19 protein-coding genes are annotated in these 18,736 nt (G+C 59.1%); 5 read left to right on the forward strand and 14 right to left on the reverse strand.

What is annotated here, in order from left to right; genetic code table 11:
- The first annotated feature begins 282 nt into the window (after window positions 1–282).
- From BUQ90_RS02600 to BUQ90_RS02610, 3 genes are all read left to right on the forward strand, one after another.
- Window positions 283–1,437, forward strand: a complete 1,155-nt coding sequence (locus BUQ90_RS02600) for a slipin family protein (protein ID WP_204244726.1) — start codon at window positions 283–285, stop codon at window positions 1,435–1,437.
- A 131-nt stretch (window positions 1,438–1,568) separates the two neighbouring features.
- On the forward strand, window positions 1,569–2,582 hold the full coding sequence (locus BUQ90_RS02605; protein ID WP_074203581.1) for a cupin-like domain-containing protein: 1,014 nt from the start codon (window positions 1,569–1,571) through the stop codon (window positions 2,580–2,582).
- A gap of 90 nt (window positions 2,583–2,672) precedes the next feature.
- On the forward strand, window positions 2,673–3,401 hold the full coding sequence (locus tag BUQ90_RS02610) for a hypothetical protein (RefSeq protein ID WP_159437012.1): 729 nt from the start codon (window positions 2,673–2,675) through the stop codon (window positions 3,399–3,401).
- A 62-nt stretch (window positions 3,402–3,463) separates the two neighbouring features.
- On the opposite strand, the gene BUQ90_RS02615 is transcribed toward BUQ90_RS02610, so the two are convergent.
- Complete coding sequence (locus BUQ90_RS02615; protein WP_074203583.1) at window positions 3,464–4,702, reverse strand: cytochrome P450; 1,239 nt, start codon at window positions 4,700–4,702, stop codon at window positions 3,464–3,466.
- 138 nt (window positions 4,703–4,840) lie between these two features.
- Between BUQ90_RS02615 and BUQ90_RS02620 the strand changes: the two genes are divergently transcribed.
- Window positions 4,841–5,752 carry an energy transducer TonB gene (locus tag BUQ90_RS02620; protein ID WP_074203584.1) on the forward strand — a complete coding sequence of 304 codons (912 nt, stop codon included), beginning with the start codon at window positions 4,841–4,843 and terminating at the stop codon, window positions 5,750–5,752.
- 7 nt (window positions 5,753–5,759) lie between these two features.
- On the opposite strand, the gene BUQ90_RS02625 is transcribed toward BUQ90_RS02620, so the two are convergent.
- The 13 genes from BUQ90_RS02625 to acs all read right to left on the reverse strand — a co-directional run bounded on the left by BUQ90_RS02625 (window position 5,760) and on the right by acs (window position 17,719).
- Window positions 5,760–6,122 (reverse strand): HesB/IscA family protein, encoded by a 363-nt coding sequence (locus BUQ90_RS02625; protein WP_074203585.1) that lies wholly within the window; start codon window positions 6,120–6,122, stop codon window positions 5,760–5,762.
- The gene (locus BUQ90_RS02630) at window positions 6,119–6,619 is read right to left on the reverse strand and encodes a GNAT family N-acetyltransferase (RefSeq protein ID WP_074203586.1); all 501 of its coding nucleotides are present in this window, start codon (window positions 6,617–6,619) and stop codon (window positions 6,119–6,121) included. Before BUQ90_RS02630 ends, BUQ90_RS02625 begins: the two co-directional genes overlap by 4 nt.
- Window positions 6,616–7,125, reverse strand: coding sequence for an SUF system Fe-S cluster assembly protein (locus BUQ90_RS02635; RefSeq protein ID WP_074203587.1), 510 nt, complete (start codon window positions 7,123–7,125; stop codon window positions 6,616–6,618). The genes BUQ90_RS02630 and BUQ90_RS02635 overlap by 4 nt, the downstream gene beginning before the upstream one ends.
- Before the next feature lie 9 nt (window positions 7,126–7,134).
- Window positions 7,135–8,430, reverse strand: coding sequence for an aminotransferase class V-fold PLP-dependent enzyme (locus BUQ90_RS02640; RefSeq protein ID WP_239447338.1), 1,296 nt, complete (start codon window positions 8,428–8,430; stop codon window positions 7,135–7,137).
- The gene (locus BUQ90_RS02645) at window positions 8,427–9,173 is read right to left on the reverse strand and encodes a SufD family Fe-S cluster assembly protein (RefSeq protein WP_074203588.1); all 747 of its coding nucleotides are present in this window, start codon (window positions 9,171–9,173) and stop codon (window positions 8,427–8,429) included. The genes BUQ90_RS02640 and BUQ90_RS02645 overlap by 4 nt, the downstream gene beginning before the upstream one ends.
- Window positions 9,170–9,493 carry a hypothetical protein gene (locus BUQ90_RS02650; protein ID WP_074203589.1) on the reverse strand — a complete coding sequence of 108 codons (324 nt, stop codon included), beginning with the start codon at window positions 9,491–9,493 and terminating at the stop codon, window positions 9,170–9,172. Before BUQ90_RS02650 ends, BUQ90_RS02645 begins: the two co-directional genes overlap by 4 nt.
- Window positions 9,490–10,239, reverse strand: a complete 750-nt coding sequence (sufC, locus tag BUQ90_RS02655) for a Fe-S cluster assembly ATPase SufC (protein WP_074203590.1) — start codon at window positions 10,237–10,239, stop codon at window positions 9,490–9,492. Before sufC ends, BUQ90_RS02650 begins: the two co-directional genes overlap by 4 nt.
- Window positions 10,226–10,504 (reverse strand): hypothetical protein, encoded by a 279-nt coding sequence (locus tag BUQ90_RS02660; RefSeq protein ID WP_074203591.1) that lies wholly within the window; start codon window positions 10,502–10,504, stop codon window positions 10,226–10,228. Before BUQ90_RS02660 ends, sufC begins: the two co-directional genes overlap by 14 nt.
- A 205-nt stretch (window positions 10,505–10,709) precedes the next feature.
- Window positions 10,710–12,170, reverse strand: coding sequence for a Fe-S cluster assembly protein SufB (gene sufB / locus BUQ90_RS02670; protein ID WP_074204827.1), 1,461 nt, complete (start codon window positions 12,168–12,170; stop codon window positions 10,710–10,712).
- A 44-nt stretch (window positions 12,171–12,214) separates the two neighbouring features.
- A complete protein-coding gene (locus BUQ90_RS02675; RefSeq protein WP_074203593.1) occupies window positions 12,215–12,670 on the reverse strand; it encodes an SUF system Fe-S cluster assembly regulator in 456 nt (151 codons plus the stop codon).
- A 141-nt stretch (window positions 12,671–12,811) separates the two neighbouring features.
- Window positions 12,812–13,681, reverse strand: coding sequence for a DUF6597 domain-containing transcriptional factor (locus BUQ90_RS02680; protein WP_074204828.1), 870 nt, complete (start codon window positions 13,679–13,681; stop codon window positions 12,812–12,814).
- A 245-nt stretch (window positions 13,682–13,926) separates the two neighbouring features.
- On the reverse strand, window positions 13,927–15,750 hold the full coding sequence (locus tag BUQ90_RS02685) for a DUF885 domain-containing protein (RefSeq protein ID WP_074203594.1): 1,824 nt from the start codon (window positions 15,748–15,750) through the stop codon (window positions 13,927–13,929).
- A 31-nt stretch (window positions 15,751–15,781) separates the two neighbouring features.
- On the reverse strand, window positions 15,782–17,719 hold the full coding sequence (gene acs, locus BUQ90_RS02690) for an acetate--CoA ligase (protein ID WP_074203595.1): 1,938 nt from the start codon (window positions 17,717–17,719) through the stop codon (window positions 15,782–15,784).
- A gap of 153 nt (window positions 17,720–17,872) precedes the next feature.
- Here acs and BUQ90_RS02695 point away from each other — a divergent pair, with 153 nt between their 5' ends.
- Complete coding sequence (locus tag BUQ90_RS02695; protein WP_074203596.1) at window positions 17,873–18,733, forward strand: TauD/TfdA dioxygenase family protein; 861 nt, start codon at window positions 17,873–17,875, stop codon at window positions 18,731–18,733.
- Window positions 18,734–18,736 lie beyond the last annotated feature (3 nt).

Raw genomic sequence — 18,736 nt, forward strand, 5'->3', positions numbered from 1 at the left:
ATTTCCAAACGCCGGGGGCAAAGCACCCGCCACCATGCCAACTGGTTCGATTTGTCCTGAAGACAACGCCGGACCGTGGCCGAGAAAGACGGGTTTTCGGACCCGTCGGATCCGCCGCGGGGCCTGCCATGTCCGCTCTTGCCGGGTCCGCCAGGCGGCATGCCACCGGTCCCCGGATCTTTTTGATCGCGGGAACCCCGTGACGGGGAACAACCTGCACCAATTCCGGTGCGGGACAAATGAAAGGAGATTGGCGTGAGCTGATACTTGAAGGTGAGTATGATGTTGTATTTGATTGACAAGCTGATGGGCCGCACCCGCGTGACCATCAATGAAAACGAACGGGCGATCTGGTTCTACAAGGGCGAGGTGCGCGGTATCCTGGGAGCGGGCGAGCATGTTCTGCCGAACCGCCGGAACCAGGTGCGGATCGAGCGGATAGCGCTGAACAGCGCAGCTTTTGTCTCGGTCTATGAAAAGGCGCTTTTTGAAAAAGCGGCGGATCAGGCCGAAGCGCAGCTGACCCAGTATCGGACCGGAAGCGACGAGATTGCTGTCATCGAATGCGACGGACGGATTCATTCTGTCCTCTCACCGGATAGCAAGCTCACCGTCTGGACCGATGCCGGACCGTGGAAGGCGGACGTCATCGCGCTGGAACAGGATCCGGTGATCGCACCGGCCTTGCTGCAGCGGCTGATGAAAGCCGGTGTCGCCAGCCTGCTCAGCCAGGTCCGGATTGTCGAAGTCGACAAGGGTCAGGTTGGTCTGGTGACGGTCGATGGCCGGATGACCGGTGAGCTGACGCCGGGTGTCACTGGCTACTGGATGGTCGGTCAGAAGGTCGCCGTGAAGATCGTGGATCTGACGCGGCAGCCGCTTGACGTGACCGGCCAGGAGCTTTTGACCAGGGACCGGGTCACGCTGCGGATCAACGTCGCAGCCGAATACCGGGTCGTCGATCCGGTCAAGGCTGTGACCGAAGTGAAGGACTTCACCGATGCGCTGTACCGGGCGCTGCAATATGCGTTCCGGAAGACGCTGGGCGCGATGACGCTTGACCAAATCCTTGAAAGCCAAGTGACGGTCGATGCCGAAGCCGCAACGAAGGTGCGGTCCGACATGGCGGCCATTGGTCTGGAAGTCACCGACATTACGCTCAAGGACGTGATCCTGCCGGGCGAAATGCGGGACATCCTGAACCAGGTTGTTTCTGCCCAGAAGGCGGCAGAGGCGAACGTCATCAAGCGGCGGGAAGAAACGAACGCGACGCGCTCGCTTCTGAACACCGCGAAGGTGATGGCCGACAACCCGGTCATGTTGCGGCTGAAGGAGCTCGAAGCTCTGGAAAGCATCGCCGGCAAGGTCGACAAGCTGACGGTGACCAACGGTACCGAAGGCTTGATGAACGATCTCGTCAAACTGTCCGGTGACTAGGTCACCGTCCTGACGGCCGGATAAAAAGGAGGGCGCGGGGAGAAATCCCTGCGCCCTTTTGCATTTGCCAGGTTGCCAGGCCACCTTGCTCTGTTCTTTATTCTGCAACCTCTCCCTGATACGACAGGTCCATGACCGCCAAAACGAAACCCAATGCCAAACCCGGCAAGCGCGAGGTGCTGGCGCAGGCGCTGATGGAAGGGTGCCCGCTGGATCAGCTGGCCGCCCGGTTTGTTGCCGCCGGATATAGTGAGAAAGCCGCCAGCTACGAAGCGGCGCGGGCGATGAAGGATCCGCTGTTCGCCGCCGGCAAGCGGCTCGGCAATCAGGTGAAGAAGCGCGACTGGACACTCGACATCTATCGTCGGCTGCGCCGTTCGGAAGCCGGGGATGCGACCGAGATTCCGGTGGTCGACACAATCGATCCCGAGGAATTTTTTGCGAAATATTATCATCGCAACATGCCGGTCAAACTCACAGGTCTGGTCGATCACTGGCCAGCGATGGAGAAATGGTCGCTGGATTTTCTCGCCGGCAAGATGGGCAGTACGATGATCGAGCTGCAGGGGCAGCGCCAGTCCCGCGCGGACTATGAAATTGCCAGCAACGAACTGAAGCGCAATGTGACTTTCGCGGATTTTGTCGCCGCGCTGCGCCGCACCGACAGCAGCAATGATTTCTACATCACCGCCAATAATGACACGGTCAACAAACAGGCACTGGCGCCGTTATGGGATGATGTCGGCGAGATCAGCCTGCTGAAACCGACCGGCGCCAATGACGGCTTTTTCTGGATGGGGCCAAAGGGTACGATCACACCCTTTCACCATGACCTCACCAACAATTTGCTGCTCCAGATTGTCGGCCGCAAGCGGGTGACGATGATCGCGCCCTATGACAGCGCCTGGATGCGCAACCACAAGCATTGCTACAGCCAGTGGACGAGCCCCGACGAACTGGCGATGCTGGGCGAACAGGCCCCGAAATTGTGGGAATGCGATCTCGGGCCGGGCGAAGCGCTGTTCCTCCCGGTGGGCTGGTGGCACTATGTGGTCGGGCTGGATCTGACCATCGGCATGTCCTTCATCAATTTCCGCGCGGACAATGATTTCTATACCGGTTATTTGACGGAAACGGACTTTTGAAGCGGAGGGTTTTGACAAGCCCGGTCGGCTGGCTAAGCTGATCTCATGTACATTCGATCCGGCATTTTGTCTCTTTTGTTTGCATGGCATATGGCGGCCGTCGCGCATCAGGATGACCATCCCTCCCAGAGCGGAACCATGCATAACGTGGTTGTCGACATGCAAACGGTTGAAAGCCTTGGGCTTGCAGAGCCGCCAAGACGCGAGGCGCTGTTCAAGCTGTCACTCGACGAAGCCGGCGCAGTGGAAAGTTGCACGCCGCGCTTTCAGAAAAGGGATTCTGCCATCGGTGCGGAAATGTGCAGCCGATTGCAACTGGCCATCAGCTGGCAACAGGATTTGCGGCGAGACCAGCACAAACTGGTCCGCAAACAGTCAATCAAACTGGCCTGGCCCAAACGCTCTTCGCAAGACTATCTGTCAGATTTTGGCGGGACAATGCCGATTAATATGGACGGCTGGATTCACAATAGCGAGATCCGGACCCTGAATGGTTTCGACACGGGGGAAACAGACTTCCGAATCGAACTGGAAATCTCGGAACATGGCCGGACCCATTCCTGCTCCACCCGCGGCGACAGCGTGCCTGACGAATTCGCAACGCTGCTGTGCGATCAGCTCCTGTCCCATGCCTTCTGGATTCCCCGGGTTGACCATGCGGGCAATCGGGTCGCTGCCCGGGCCAACATTTCTGCACGGCTGATCATGACAGACCGGGGGTGCCGCCGCGGTCTGACCATCGGAATGGACCAGCGACACGGCCGCATGGAGATCCGGTCGGCCCCGCGACACATTTCCTGTGGATCATCGGTATTCTGATTGCGGGTCCGCCCCGACAGTGCGCACAGCAGACAAATTCGGCCTGGTCGCTGGCCGAAAACCTAAGCCGCCCTCTTATGCTGCAGACCGAAATCCACTGGCAACCGGCGATAGCCATGGATGCCGATCCGCCTGATCCACTCGCGGTCATTATAGGCCTGCGTGATCTGCAGATCCGGCCAGCGCGCGAATAGCCTTTCCAGCGCGATCTGGCCCTCGGCGCGCGCGAGGTGCAACCCCAGGCAGAGATGTATGCCGCCGCCGAAACCGGCGTGGCGGGCGGCATTGTCGCGGTGGATATCGAACCGCTCGGGCTCCGGGAACATCACCGGATCGGCATTGGCCGCCGCAAGGCTGGCGATGATCCGGTCACCACGTTTCAGAGGCTGTCCGAAATAGTCCATGTCATGGCGCACCACCCGGGGTTTCGTCATCTGCACCGGACAGTTGAGCCGGTGCAATTCCTCTACCGCCTGTGGCATGAGCGACCCGTCGGTTTTGAGTATTGCGAGCTGGTCCGGACAGTCCAGCAGCGTGGCGAGGCCGGTCGAGATCAAGTGAGTTGTGGTTTCGTGCCCGGCGACAAACAGGATGGCCACCATCGCGACCAGTTCGTCCTCGGTCATCTGCATGCCGTCTGCTTCCGCACGCACCAGGTCCACCAGCAGTCCTTCCCGCTCACCAGCCCGCGCCGCGGCAATTTCGCCGCGGATGTAGCGCATCATCTTTCCGAGCGCAGGAATCGTCTGAATGATCATCCAGATGCCCAAGGAACGGGTCATCTTGTCGGTCCAGGTGAGAAACTGTTCGCGCTGATCACCGCCGGCGAGCCCAAGTAACTCGGAAATGACCCGCAGGGGCAGAGCTCGGGCAAATCCGCTGACAATATCCGGATTTCCGTCTCGCTCCATCTGATCCAGCAGTTCATCGGCAATTCGCGCCACATCCGGACGCCAGGCGTCGATATTGCGAGCAAGAAATGGCGCATCGACCAGTTTGCGCAACCGCCGGTGATCGGGATCATCCAACAGCAGCATGTTCTCGGCGAGCAATTTCATGTTTTTCGGCATCCAGCGCGGAATGGCGCTGTGATTGCCCTCGACATTGCGGCCATCGCTGGCAAACCTGTCGGCAGCCTTGAGAAAATTACCGACTGCTTCATGGGTGGTTGCACACCAGACCTTGCCCATCAGCGGCACCTTGAGCCGGATCACCGGACCCGCCGCGCGCATCGCCGCAAGCGTCGGAAACGGATTGCGCATGTAGTCCGCGCTCTGAAGATCAAATTTGTGGACCGTCATATCGGCACCTCTTGCTTGGCTCTATGACCATAGTCGGGTGGCAGGTCCAAATGGTTCATTCAGACCACAAATCCCTTTCCGCCAGACAAATACGGCCTGATCGCTTGCGCGAATAGATGACTCAACTATGATATCGGGATGGGCATATATTTCCGAAAACTGATCCTTGCCGCTCTCGCCATGCTGCTCTGGTCGCAACCGGCCAGCGCGGTCAGGGAGCCGATTTATCTGGAACCATCTTCACAATGGGTTCTGCGATATGAGGATGACAGCTGCAAACTGATCCGCTCCTTTGGCAAGGACAGGGACAAGGTCGTGGTGGTCATGTCCCGCTATGGCCCCGGGGAGGAATTCCGCCTGACACTGGCTGGTGAGCCGGTGAAGGTCAGCCGAAACCGCCGGGACATCAAGATCCGGTTCGGTGCACATGAAGGCCTGCAAAAAATTCGATATATGTCCGGAACCATGTCCGACATGCCCGCCCTGATCATTCTCGACAGGATCCGGATCGCTGCACCCACAGCGGAGGAGCAGGAAGCGCTCGACAAGTGGAAGCCGGGCAACAAACCGGTCATCTACGGGAATATCGAATCCCGGCGTTACGCGGCAGCAGAATATCTGCTGGTCGACCACCCTCACAAGGCTCCGGTTTATTTGCAAACCGGAGCGCTAGGCAAACCCTTCGCGGCCTTTTCCAAATGTATCGACGAGTTGCTGACTCATTGGGGAATCGATGTCGACAAACACAGGAACCTCAGCAGATGGGTCCAGCCAGTTGACACGCCGGCAAGGTGGGTCCGGCCAAAAGACTATCCGATGAAGATGCTGTGGCAGGGGCGGCAAGGAATTGTGGAATTTCGGCTGAGTGTCGACACGGAAGGCAAGGCCACGCAGTGCCACATACAGCAGTCCACCCGGCCTCAGGAGTTTGACGATGCTGTCTGCAAGTCCCTGATGAAGCGCAGCAAGTTCCATCCAGCGCTGGATTCTGACGGCAATCCCATTGCGTCGTTTTGGCGCAGTTCGGTCCGGTTTCAGATACCCCGATAACGACCGCTCAAACCGTAAAGCTTTCTCCGCAACCGCAGGCGCCCTTGGCATTTGGGTTGTCGAACACGAAGCCGGCGGTGAAGTCGTCCTCCTGCCAGTCCATCGTGCTGCCGATCAGATAGAGCACGCTGGCCCCGTCGACATAGAAGACACCGCCGGGGGTGACGATCTTTTCATCGAGCGCCACTTCCTCGGTCACATAGTCGACCGAATAGGCGAGGCCCGAACAGCCCCGGCGGGGGGTCGAGAGCTTGACGCCAATCGCATCGTCAGGCGCTTTCGCCATCAGATTGGCGATACGTTCTTCCGCCGCCGGCGTGAGAATGATCGCGGCCGGAATTTCCCGGGTTTTTGTGGTTGTGTCAGTCATCTCTCAAGCCTTTTCTGCCAGAACAGCGCTTTTCCCATGGCCGGGTCCAGTTGATAGTCGCCATAGCCCAGTGACGCATATAATTTGCGGGCGGCGTTATTGCCTTCCAGCACTTCCAGAGTCACCTTGCAGGCGTCCATTTCCTGCGCATGGTTTTCGATCTCGGCAAACAGCTTGCGGCCAATGCCGGTGCCACGATGGTTCTTGGCGACGACAATATCATGAATGTTCACCAGCGGCCTTGCGGCAAAAGAGGAAAAAGTCGTCATCAGATTCGCCAGTCCGGCCACTTCTTCACCGACATAGGCAAGCAGCGACGATGCGGCCGGCGAGGCCGCGAGACCCGGTACAAGGTTGGCCTGCACCTGCGGCGACAGATCTTCACCGCCACCCATCGGATCCATCGCATAGCTGCGCAACATCTTAACGATATCCCGCGCATGCGCCGGATTCGCATAGTCTGCGCGCACAATGGTCAGGGTCAGCAAATCCGTCACAGCATCCCCAGTTCGAGTTTCGCTTCATCACTCATCTTGCCTGGATCCCATGGCGGGTCCCAGACCAGATTGACTTCGGCATGGCCCACGCCCGGCACGCTGCCGACCTGCAGCTCGATTTCGCCCGGCATCGATTCCGCGACCGGGCAATGCGGCGTTGTCAGGGTCATGGTCACAATGGCATGATTGTCCGGCGTGATTTCGACGCCGTAGATCAGGCCGAGATCGTAAATGTTCACCGGAATCTCCGGATCATAAATTTCCTTGAGCGTGCCGACGACCGCTTCGTAAAGATCGCCGCCCGGCTCTCCTGCAGCATCTTCCGCTGGCTGCTGCGCGAGAAACCCTTCGAGATAATCGCGCTTGCGATTGAGCTTTGCCGCATCGCTTTCCGCCTCATAAGGCGAGGGGGCCATGACCGGCTCAACCGCATCATCGACCTTCGCCTTGGGCGGCTTTTCGACGCTGTCTACTTCTTCCACCATGATTTTCCGTTCTTCGTTCATGACGTTTCCTTACCCGAAAATCTTCCTGACGCGCTCGATCCCGTCGACCAGAGCCGCGACATCGCGTTCATCGCTGTAAATCCCAAAACTCGCGCGTGCCGTCGCCGGAACACCGAGATAGTCCATCAGTGGCTGGGCGCAATGATGTCCGGCGCGGATCGCCACGCCTCCCTCGTCGAGAATGGTCGCGACATCATGCGGATGGACATCGCCGACCGCAAAACTCAAAATACCCATGCTCTGGTCCGGACCAAAGACGCGCACGCTGTTGATACCCGACAGTGCTTCCCGGGCCTGCGCCAGGGTCGCATTTTCATGGGCGGAAATCGTGTCGAGCCCGATCGCCTCGACATATTGGATTGCGGCATCCAGTCCGACCGCTCCGGCAATATGCGGGGTGCCCGCTTCAAACTTGCCGGGCGGCGGCGCGAAGGTAGTGCCGTCAAAACTCACCCGGTCGATCATCGACCCGCCACCTTTCCAGGGCGGCATCGCATCGAGGGTTTCATAAGGCGCCCAGAGCGCCCCGATCCCTGTCGGGCCGTAAATCTTGTGCCCGGAGAAGACGTAGAAATCACATCCGAGATCCTGGACATCGACCGGCACGCGCGGGGCTGCCTGGCAGCCGTCAAGAAGCAGCTTCGCGCCCACGTCATGGGCAATTGTCGCGGCCCGTTTCGCATCGAGGAGCGAACCGAGCACATTGGAAACATGAGCGAGTGCGACCAGCTTGTGCTGTTCGGTGATATTTTCCTCAATCCAGTCGAGATCGATCTGGCCGTCTGCAGTCAGCGGTGCGACATCGATCTGTGCGCCTACGCGTTCCGCGAGCAATTGCCAGGGAACGATATTGCTGTGATGCTCCAGCTGGCTCAGCATGATCCGGTCGCCCGCGCCCAGATTGGCATTGCCCCAGCTTTCGGCGACCAGATTGATGCTGTCCGTCGCGCCGCTGGTCAGGACGATTTCGTTCTCGCTGGCCGCATTGAGCAATCCGGCCACCCGCCGCCGCGAGGCTTCATAGGCGAGGGTCATGTTCGCACTGCGCTCATAGACACCGCGATGGACAGTTGCATAGTCGGGCCCATAGGCCCGGGCGATCGCATCGAGCACCACCTGCGGCTTCTGCGCCGTCGCTGCGGTATCGAGATAGTGCCAGCTATCGCCAAGACCGGGGAAGTCGGCGCGGTAGTCCCCCTCCCGCCTGCGGGAGGGGTTAGGGGAGGGATTGCCCGTGCCGGTCTCAGGCCCTCCCCCCGCCCCTCCCGCAAGCGGGAGGGGAGAAACATTCAAACCTTCACTCACAACAACGCCTCCAGTGCGGCCAGTGCCTGTTCTTCCACGCCATCGGTATCGGCTGCCACATCGACAAAGGCCTCTGCCACGAACGCATGCAGCATCAGCCGCTTGGCCGCCTGCGGATCGAGGCCGCGCGAGGCCATGTAGAACAGGGCCTGCTTGTCGAGTTCGCCGACGGTCGCGCCATGGGCGCATTTCACGTCATCGGCATAGATTTCGAGTTCCGGCTTGGCATTGGCCGTCGCGCCGCGGTCGAGCAGCATCGACTTGACCGACTGCTCGGCGTCGATCCGCTGGGCGTCACGCGCGATGGTGATCTTGCCAAGGAAACTGCCGGTCGCCTTTTCTGCGAGGACGCTGCGCACGGTCTGGTGACTGGTTGCATCGGGTGCGTGATGATTGACCCGGGTGACAATCTCGAGCGTCTGTTCGCCGGACCCGACAATCGCGCCACCCATTTCGAAATGGGCGCCGCTGGCCACATCAATGTCAATCTCTATCCGGCCATAGGCAGGTGCGAATGCCAGGCAGGCCAGATCCATCCGTGCGCCTTCTTCGAGCACGACATGGAGCTGACGCATGCGCGCGTCGCCTGATTCCAGAACCAGCAGCTGCTGCGCCGACTGTCCGGCATCAACAATGATCGGTTCTGGCGCATCCACGGCCTGCCAGATCGTCTCGACCGCCTTCAGGTCGGCATAGCGCCAGGCTTCGTCTTTTTGCGTGGGGAGAGGCTGGGCCAGAGTCATCGGCGTTCCTTCCGCATTTCCTTGCGCAGCTGAGCGAGCAGCTTCGGCTTCTTCTGGTCAATGCACGACTTGATCACCGCGTCCACGGGATTGTCGCTATTGTCCCGCACGCATTTCGCGGCGGTCTTGCACAGGCGCTTGTCCAGCCGGGTGCTGCCCGAAGTCCGGTCGACCGAACAGGTCAGCTTGCCTTCGGGTGTCCGCCCGACAAGGACGGAAATGCCCTCGAGCCGCTTGCCGATCACGACAATTTCCTCGTCCACCGTCATTGGCGGCTCGGCGGCTGGTGCTGCGGCCAATAGGAGCGCGCTCAGGATCATGCGGCCTCCGCTATGGCTTCATAGCCCTCATTTTCGAGCTGCTGCGCCAGTTCCGGTCCGCCGGTTTTGACGATCCGGCCACCCGCCAGCACATGGACATAATCCGGCTGCACTTCGTCGAGCAGGCGCTGATAATGGGTGATCAGCAGCACCGCCTTGTCAGGTTGACGCATGATCGCGTTAATGCCGCTTCCGACCGTGCGCAGCGCATCGATGTCAAGGCCACTGTCGGTCTCGTCAAGGATCGCCAGTGTGGGGTCGAGAATGCCCATCTGGACCATCTCGTTGCGCTTCTTTTCGCCACCGGAAAAGCCGACATTTACCGCCCGCTTGAGCATGTCCATGTCCATCTTGAGCAGCGCCGCCTTTTCCTTGGCGAGCTTGATGAATTCGCCACCGGACAGCGCCTCTTCGCCGCGCTCCCCCCGCTGGCTGTTGAGGCTTTCGCGCAGGAATTGCAGATTGCTGACACCGGGAATTTCGACCGGATATTGAAAGCCGAGAAACATTCCCGCCGCCGCGCGCTCATGCGGGTCCATGTCGAGCAGATCGGTGCCGTTGAAGCTGACCGAACCCGCGGTCACTTCATAACCAGGCCGCCCGCCGAGCGCATAGGCCAGCGTCGACTTGCCCGCGCCATTGGGGCCCATGATCGCATGGATTTCACCCGCCTGGATCTCGAGCGAGAGGCCCTTGAGGATTTCGGTGTCGCCAACAGTGGCGTGGAGGTTTTCAATTTTCAGCATTGTTTGCCTTTTCATGATTCAGTTTTTTCAGCTTTCGCTGATTTATGAGAACGAGCGGAAGCAGGCTTAGCGGTGCAAGAAGTACCGCAATAATGATCATTTGCAGCGCCAAACTGAGCTGCCAGCCCGCACCTTCTGATGCGGAAGCGAGTTGGGGCAGGGAAAAGAACGACTCTCCGTTAAAGGTTGTCGCGAACCACCAGAAGGAGGGCGCCAGTATTGCCCAGAATGGAAACATGATCTTGTACCAACGGGGAAAAATCATATTTCGACTCCTGCGCGGGAATTGGTCTCCGTGTCTTCGCGGCTTCGCGTGAGACCGAAAGACAGAAATTTCTCACGCGAAGGCGCGAAGGCGCGAAGAAGGTCACCAACTTTGTCATCCCCGCGCAGGCGGGGATCCGGGGTGGCGGGGCCGGGAAGTGGGTTCCCGCATTCGCGGGAATGACGGTTGGAGGACAGCGTGGTGATCATCCGACACTTCCTTCCAGACTGATCGCCAGCAGCTTCTGCGCTTCGACCGCGAATTCCATCGGCAGTTCCTTAAGCACTTCCTTGGCAAAGCCATTGACGATCAGGCTCACCGCTTCTTCCTCGTCCAGCCCGCGCTGTTGAGCGTAGAACATCTGGTCGTCGGAAATCTTCGAGGTCGTCGCCTCATGCTCGATCGTCGCGGTCGGGTTTTTGACCTCGATATAGGGCACGGTGTGCGCACCACACTGGTCGCCGAGCAGCAGGCTGTCACATTGCGTGAAGTTGCGGACATTTTCCGCATTCGCCCCGACCCGGACCAGACCGCGATAGCTGTTGTCCGACTTGCCAGCGCTGATGCCCTTGGAGATGATCGTCGAACGTGTGTTCCTGCCATTGTGGATCATCTTGGTGCCGGTATCGGCCTGCTGATAATTGTTGGTCAGCGCGACCGAATAGAATTCGCCGACGCTGTTCTCGCCGTTGAGCACACAGCTCGGATATTTCCAGGTGATCGCAGAACCGGTCTCGACCTGGGTCCAGCTGATCTTGCTGTTCTTCCCCTGACATAATCCGCGCTTGGTCACGAAATTATAGATTCCGCCCTTGCCTTCCTCGTCACCCGGATACCAGTTCTGGACCGTGCTGTACTTGATCTCCGCATCATCCATCGCGACCAGTTCGACCACCGCGGCATGGAGCTGGTTCTCGTCGCGCTGCGGCGCGGTGCAGCCTTCGAGATAGGAGACATAGCTGCCTTCATCGGCGACGATCAGGGTCCGTTCAAACTGTCCCGTATTCTCGGCATTGATCCGGAAATAGGTGCTGAGCTCCATCGGACAGCGCACGCCCTTGGGGATGTAGACAAAGGTGCCGTCGGAAAAGACCGCGCAATTGAGCGTCGCGAAATAATTGTCGCGCATCGGCACGACCTTGCCGAGATATTTCTTCACCAGTTCCGGATGCTCCTTGATCGCTTCCGAAATTGACATGAAGATCACACCCGCGCTTTCCAGCTCCTCACGGAAGGTTGTCGCCACAGATACGCTATCAAACACCGCATCGACGGCGACCTTGCGTGCGCCCTTGACCCCGGCGAGCACTTCCTGTTCGGCAATCGGGATGCCCAGCTTTTCATATGTTTCGCGAATCACCGGATCGAGCTCGTCGAGCGATTCCAGCTCGGGCTTCTTCTTCGGCTCGGCGTAATAATAGGCATCCTGATAATCAATCATCGGGATGTCGAGCTTCGCCCAGTCCGGCGATTCCATGTCCTGCCACATCCGGAACGCCTTCAGCCGCCATTCGAGCATCCATTCCGGCTCGCCCTTCTTGTCGGAAATGAAACGCACCGTGCCCTCGTTCAGGCCTTTGGGCGCGAAATCCTGCTCGATGTCGGACGACCAGCCAAACTCGTAATTGCTGGCACTGTCGACGGCCGCCTGGGCTTCGGCATTCATTTCGGCCCGCTCTTCGTCGCGGTCCTGGAGTTTGAGATTGTCGCTCATGAGTGTTCCATTATTTTATGTGATGCTGCGCCGGGCAGTTCCGACAGGCTCGCCAGACTGACATTATCCAGCGCTTCGCGAATCGTCCGGTTGACGACACCCCAATGGGGCTTGACCGTACAGCCGTCTTCGAGCTTGCAGTCATGATTGCCGTCAATCACGCAACTGGTAATGGCCAGCGGACCTTCGACGGCCTCGACAATATCCGCGAGGCTGATCGAGGCCGGGGGCCGGGCAAGACGGATGCCGCCGCCGACACCGCGGGTTGATTCGATCAGGCCGGCAGCCGTGAGGCGACTGACCAGCTTTTTGGCGGTGGGCAGAGGCACGCCGGTCTCGGCCGACAGCTTTGTGGCGTTGAGTTTGCCTTCGGCGAGAAGCGCAGCGCCGCAATGTCGCGCGGCGGCGGACATCAGGACAACTGCATAGTCGGCAAGGCTGGAAAGCCGCATATTCTTTCTCGAAACCGGGGTGATTCTCTAAATAAGACTTATTTAGTCTCATTTATCCGGCATTGCAACAGCCATTGGCGTCAAAAGCGCGGATCAATGGGAAAAACAGGCGTCCAGTTGGTCCAGCCGGACCGGCCAATTCTATGTGTCGGAAGTCAGTGGAGCGATTTTGCCCTTGAGATCGCTGCGCTGATCAATCAGGCGCGCTGTCTCGCCTTCAGCGACACGCAATTTGGTCGGCGTGGTGCCGGCAAAGAATTTCACTTCGCGTATCATGTGCGACTGGTCGTAAAAGGCATCGACCAGTTCGAGCAGTTCTTCCTCATTATGCTCGGCATAGGCGCGGGCCGCGCGCAGCGCCCGGTATTTGCGCGCGAGATATTTGGGCGGCATGCCGTAAAGCTTGTTGACCATCCTGAGAACCTGACGCGAACTCTGCTCGGAGCGCGCCATCAGCGCACTGACCGGCGGGGACGGCTCGGAAGACAGCCATTCGTCGACCATTCGGGTGAAGGCCTCGACTTCGGGCTTCACCCGGTGCCGCAGGTCCCGGAATATCCGGTCGGCCCAGGCGGTCATTTCCTCGGCACTCTGGCAATTGCGCAGCAGCTCCAGGCTCTTGTCGATCTCGTCGGTGAATATCTTGTTGGCCGGTACCGCCTTGTCGGTAAAATCCGCCGCAGATTTCTTGGTCAGCGCCGCCCAGCCCGTTGGCAGCAAGCCGACTCCGAACATCCGAAACGGGCCTTTGACATCAAAATGCATCGCACCGGTTGAGGGGCCCACCAGCATGCTGTCCTTCGCCCCATAGGAGGTCTCCCCATTGGCGAAGCTCAGATCTGCAGTGCCTTCAAGCAGAAACCGCAACTGTGCGATCGCGGCCCGCTCATTGTCGGCAAATTTCGGCTGGTCGACATCGAACAGATAGTAGACCGAAACCAGATCGCGGACATCTTCCGCAGGCACAAAATATTTCAGACTGACCAATGCGAACCCCTTTTTACCTGACATGTAACATATCAGATGACCGATGGTTGCGCGCTTATAGCTGAAAAATATAGGAAAAAAAACTGGCCTGACCAGAAAACCGGTCAGGCCAATAAGGAAAAGAACTCTTTGTCCCGGAAAAACCGAGACCAAAGCCCTTTGGGTCGCACCCAAGGCATGCACCAGAATGGTCCGTTTCTCATTGGACAAAAACGACGTTTTTCCCGCTTTGCCCGTGAGATAGACCCATTTTGGGCCTATCTCTCCCGTCAGCGCGCTCCGGCGATCCAGCTGTCGATGCGCTCTTCCATGATGTTGAGCGGAACCGGCCCGCTTCTGAGAATCACGTCATGGAAATCTCCCATGGTGAATTTGTCGCCAAGCCGAGTCTGCGCGCGTTCCCGCAACTCCAGAATCTTCAGTTTGCCGATCATGTAGGCCGTCGCCTGCCCGGGGAACACGATATAACGCTCGATCGCCTTGCGGATATCCCCGTCCGGATTGGGGGTATTCTCGGTCAGGTACGCAATCGCCTTTTCCCGGCTCCAGCGCTTGTCGTGAATCCCGGTATCAACCACCAGGCGGCACGCGCGCCACAGCTCCATGCCCAGTCGCCCGAAGTCCGAATAGGGATCAGTATAGAATCCCATGTCCTTGCCCAGCTCCTCGGTATAGAGCCCCCAGCCCTCCGAATAGGCAGTGATTCCGCCGAATTTCCGGAATGCGGGCAATTCGCCCAGTTCGGTCTGAATGGCCAGTTGCAGGTGATGCCCGGGCAACGCCTCATGATAGGCCAGCGCCTCGAGCTCGGTTTTGGACATGCTCTTCAGGTCGTACAGATTGACATAATAGGTGCCGGGACGGGATCCGTCGGGAGCCGGCCGCTGATAAAAGGCCTTGCCTGCCGATTTCTCGCGAAACGCTTCCACCGGTTTGATGACAAAGGGCGCCTTGGGCAGGGTGTTGAAAAATTCCGGCAGTTTTTTCTCCATTTCCGCCAGTTTCGCATTGGCCTCGGCCAGATAGTCCTCGCGACTGGTGTGGAAATACTGATCGCCGGTCCGCAGATGGACAAAAAATTCCTGCAAGCTGCCCTCAAAGCCGACCTGTTGCATGATCTTGCGCATCTCGCCGTGGATGCGGGCGACATTGTCGAGGCCGATCTGATGAATCTGGTCTGCGGTCAGGTCGGTGGTGGTGTAATTTTTCAGCCGTTCCGCATAATAGGCAGCCCCGTCCTTGAAGCGCCAGACGCCATCGCCGTCACCGGCCGTCGCCTGCTGTCGTTCCATTTCCGCGATAAGCTTGCGATAGGCGGGGGCCAGACTGCCCAGCAGCGCTTCCTCGCCACGGGCAATCAGGTCCCGCTTTTCGGCAGCCGGCAGATCGAGTGCGTTGACCTTCTTCTGGAGGTCAGCGAACAGCGGAGACGGTTCTCCCTCTTCGAACGGGCCGCCGCTGATTACGTTTCGGGCGTCACTGATGACATAGGGAAAGACCCAGTCCGGCACCATGATCCCGTCATTTGCCCGCTCGGCTGCCTGTGCAACCAGCGTTTCGATAAACGGTCCGACCGCGGACAGGCGACTGACATAGGCTTCGGCATCCTCCTTGTTCGTGACCTGATGGATGTTGATCATGAACGCCGGAATCTGGCTCTGCGCCCCGCGCATCTGGTCGAAAATATAGCCGTTGCGCCGGAAGGGAAAAGCCGCACGCGACCGTTCGGCCCGGGCCTGGAACAGCCGATAGCTGAGTTGGCCTGCCGGTGACAGCGAGTCCTTGTCAAACCGCCGTTCCATTTCGGTCAGCGCGGCCTGTCCGCGCTCATAGTCGGCTATCGCCGCCGCCTCGGAAGGGTCATCCAGCTTGCCATAATCGGCATCCCGGATTCCGCGAAAGGATTTCGACAGCGGCGAGTTCGCCAGTTCTTCGCGATCATAGTCCTCAAAAAAGGTGTTGAGCGCTGCGTCCGGATCAACATCCGGGGCCGTCGCTGCTGCGGATTGCGCGCTGGCGCTGTCCACGCCGCCATAGCCCGGAGAACAGGCAGCCAGAAATATCGTCGAGGCCAGAAATGCGGCTTTTTTCATGATTGAGAACCCTTGTATCAAAATTGCAAAACTACCGGTTGAGTCGCCCGCTGATCAGGCTGTCCACGACACCGGGATCTGCGAGAGTAGATGTATCACCAAGGCTGGCATAGTCATTCTCCGCTATCTTGCGCAAGATGCGGCGCATGATTTTGCCCGAGCGTGTCTTGGGAAGTGCCGGGGTGAGGTGGAGATGATCTGGCGTGGCAATGGGTCCGATTTCCGTGCGGACATGCCCGCGCAGCTCAGCCACCAGTTCGGCACTGTCCTGCTCGCCGGCATTGAGGGTCACATAGCAATAGATCCCCTGCCCCTTGATATCGTGCGGATATCCGACCACCGCTGCTTCGGCGACTTTCGGATGGGCGACAAGTGCACTTTCCACTTCCGCTGTGCCCATCCGGTGGCCCGAGACGTTGATCACGTCATCGACCCGGCCTGTGATCCAGTAATAGTCATCAGCATCTCGCCGACAGCCGTCGCCGGTAAAATATTTGCCCTTGTAGGTGGAAAAATAGGTCTGGATGAAGCGTTCGTGGTCTCCGTAGACACTGCGCGCCTGACCCGGCCAGCTATGGGTGATGCACAAATTGCCGTCGGTCGCACCCTCCAGAACGCCACCGTCATTGTCGACCAGTTGCGGGCGGATGCCGAAGAACGGCTTGCCCGCACTGCCCGGTTTCATGTCATGGGCACCCGGCAATGTCGTGATCATGATCCCTCCGGTCTCGGTCTGCCACCAGGTATCGACAATCGGCGAAGCGCCGTCCCCGACCACTTCATGATACCAGCGCCAAGCTTCCGGATTGATCGGCTCGCCGACAGTTCCGAGCAGGCGCAGCGAACTGCGATCATGCTTCTTCACGGGGTCTTCCCCCTCGCGCATCAGCGCCCGGATCGCGGTCGGTGCCGTGTAGAAAACATTGACCCTATGTTTGGCGATGACCTGCCAGAAGCGGCCATGGTCGGGATAGTTGGGCACACCTTCGAAAATCACCTGACTCGCCCCGTTGATCAGCGGACCATAGACGATATAGCTGTGCCCGGTCACCCAGCCGATATCGGCCGAGCACCAGAAGATTTCACCCGGTTTATAGTCGAACACATAGTGGAATGTCGTGGCCGTCCAGACCGCATAACCGCCGGTCGTGTGCAGCACGCCCTTCGGCTTGCCGGTGGATCCGGACGTGTAGAGAATGAACAGCGGATCTTCTGCCTTCATCGGCTCGCACAGGCATTCTGCCGGAACATCCGCGCTGATTTCGTGATACCAGTGGTCGCGACCGGTCGTCATCGCAATGTTCGCGCCCGTGTGATTCACAACAAGAACAGCATCGACCTCGACGCCGTCCTTCGACAGGGCGGCATCGACATTAGCCTTGAGCGGAACCGGCTTGCCTCCCCTCCTGCCCGCATCCGCACAGATCACGAACCGGCTCTCGCAGTCCGAGATCCGCCCGGCCAGCGCATCCGGAGAAAAGCCGCCAAACACAACGGAATGTATTGTCCCGATTCGCGCGCAGGCGAGCATGGCAATCGCCCCTTCCGGGATCATCGGCATGTAAATGGTTACCCGGTCCCCCTTTTTCACGCCCATGGCCTTCAGGCTGTTCGCCATTCGGATCACTTCTGCAAGCAACTCCGCATAGCTGAGCTTGCGTCCTTCCTCATCCGGATCGTCCGGCTCAAATATCAGGGCCACATCGTCGCCTCTGCCGCTGGCAACATGCCGGTCCACGGCATTGTGGCAGATGTTCAGAACCCCGTCTTCAAACCACCGGATGTCCACCGGATCATAGGACCAGTTGGCAATGGCCGACGGCGCGACTTCCCATTCAATGCGCCGCGACTGGTCTCGCCAGAATGCGTCCGGATCGGAAAGGCTCTGCGCATAGAGACGATCATAATCGGCCAGCGAGCAATGAGTGTTGTCCGTGGCCCCCGGGCCCGGTGTGATGCGATCGCCCATCTGATTCTCTCCTTTGACGGCTTCACCCTTTTCTAGCCATCGCAGGTCTTCCCGCAAATGCTCTTTTTGGGGATCTGCAATGGCCGGCCCAAAATCCCGATGGCAGAGGGACGTCGAGTCATGCTAGCCTTGGCCAGTCGAGAGGAGAAAAGCATGGCAACGGCAACATCCGCGCCACAGGCAGAATGCGGACTGGAAATCCGGCAGATGACACCCGGTATCGGGGCAGAAATTTCCGGCATATCGCTGGCAGACCCGCTGGACGAAACGGTAATCTCTGCAGTGCGTCAGGCCTTGCTGACCCACAAGGTGATCTTTTTTCGGGATCAGCATCTGTCGCAGGAGCAGCTTCTGGCTTTTGCCCGACGGTTCGGCGAACTGGAAATCCACCCCGCCACGCCCAGGGACCAGCCGTTCCCGGAAGTGCTCCGCATCGCCCATGGCCCGGACAGCAGGGGCAAGGAAAACATGTGGCACAGTGATGTCACCTGGCGGCCGGAACCGTCGCTCGGGTCGGTGCTGAGCGCCGTGGAAATCCCTCCGGTCGGGGGCGACACGCTGTTTGCGAACATGAATCTGGCCTATGAGAAATTGCCGAAAGACCTGCGCGAGCGCGTTACCGGCCTGACAGCGGTTCACGATATCGCGCGCGTCTTTGCCAAGCGGCTGGGCAAGTCGCCGGAAGATCTCCACGACAAATATCCGCCGCAGGAACATCCGGTCATCCGCACGCATCCCGAAACCGGCTTGCGCGCCATCTATGTCAACAATGCCTTTACCAGCCATATTGTCGGCATGGACCGCGCCGAGAGTGATGCACTGCTTGCCCGGCTATATGCCACGGCGTCCGATCCGGAAATCCAGTGCCGCTTCCGCTGGGCGGAGGGTGCAGTGGCGTTTTGGGACAATCGCGCATCCCAGCATTTTGCCGCTTCGGACTATTTTCCGCAGCGCCGGGTCATGGAGCGCGCAACGATTGCCGGCGACCGGCCCTATTTTGATGCATCCGCCTGAAGC

This window comes from Parasphingorhabdus marina DSM 22363, from assembly GCF_900128895.1.
GTDB classification, from domain to species: Bacteria; Pseudomonadota; Alphaproteobacteria; order Sphingomonadales; family Sphingomonadaceae; genus Parasphingorhabdus; species Parasphingorhabdus marina.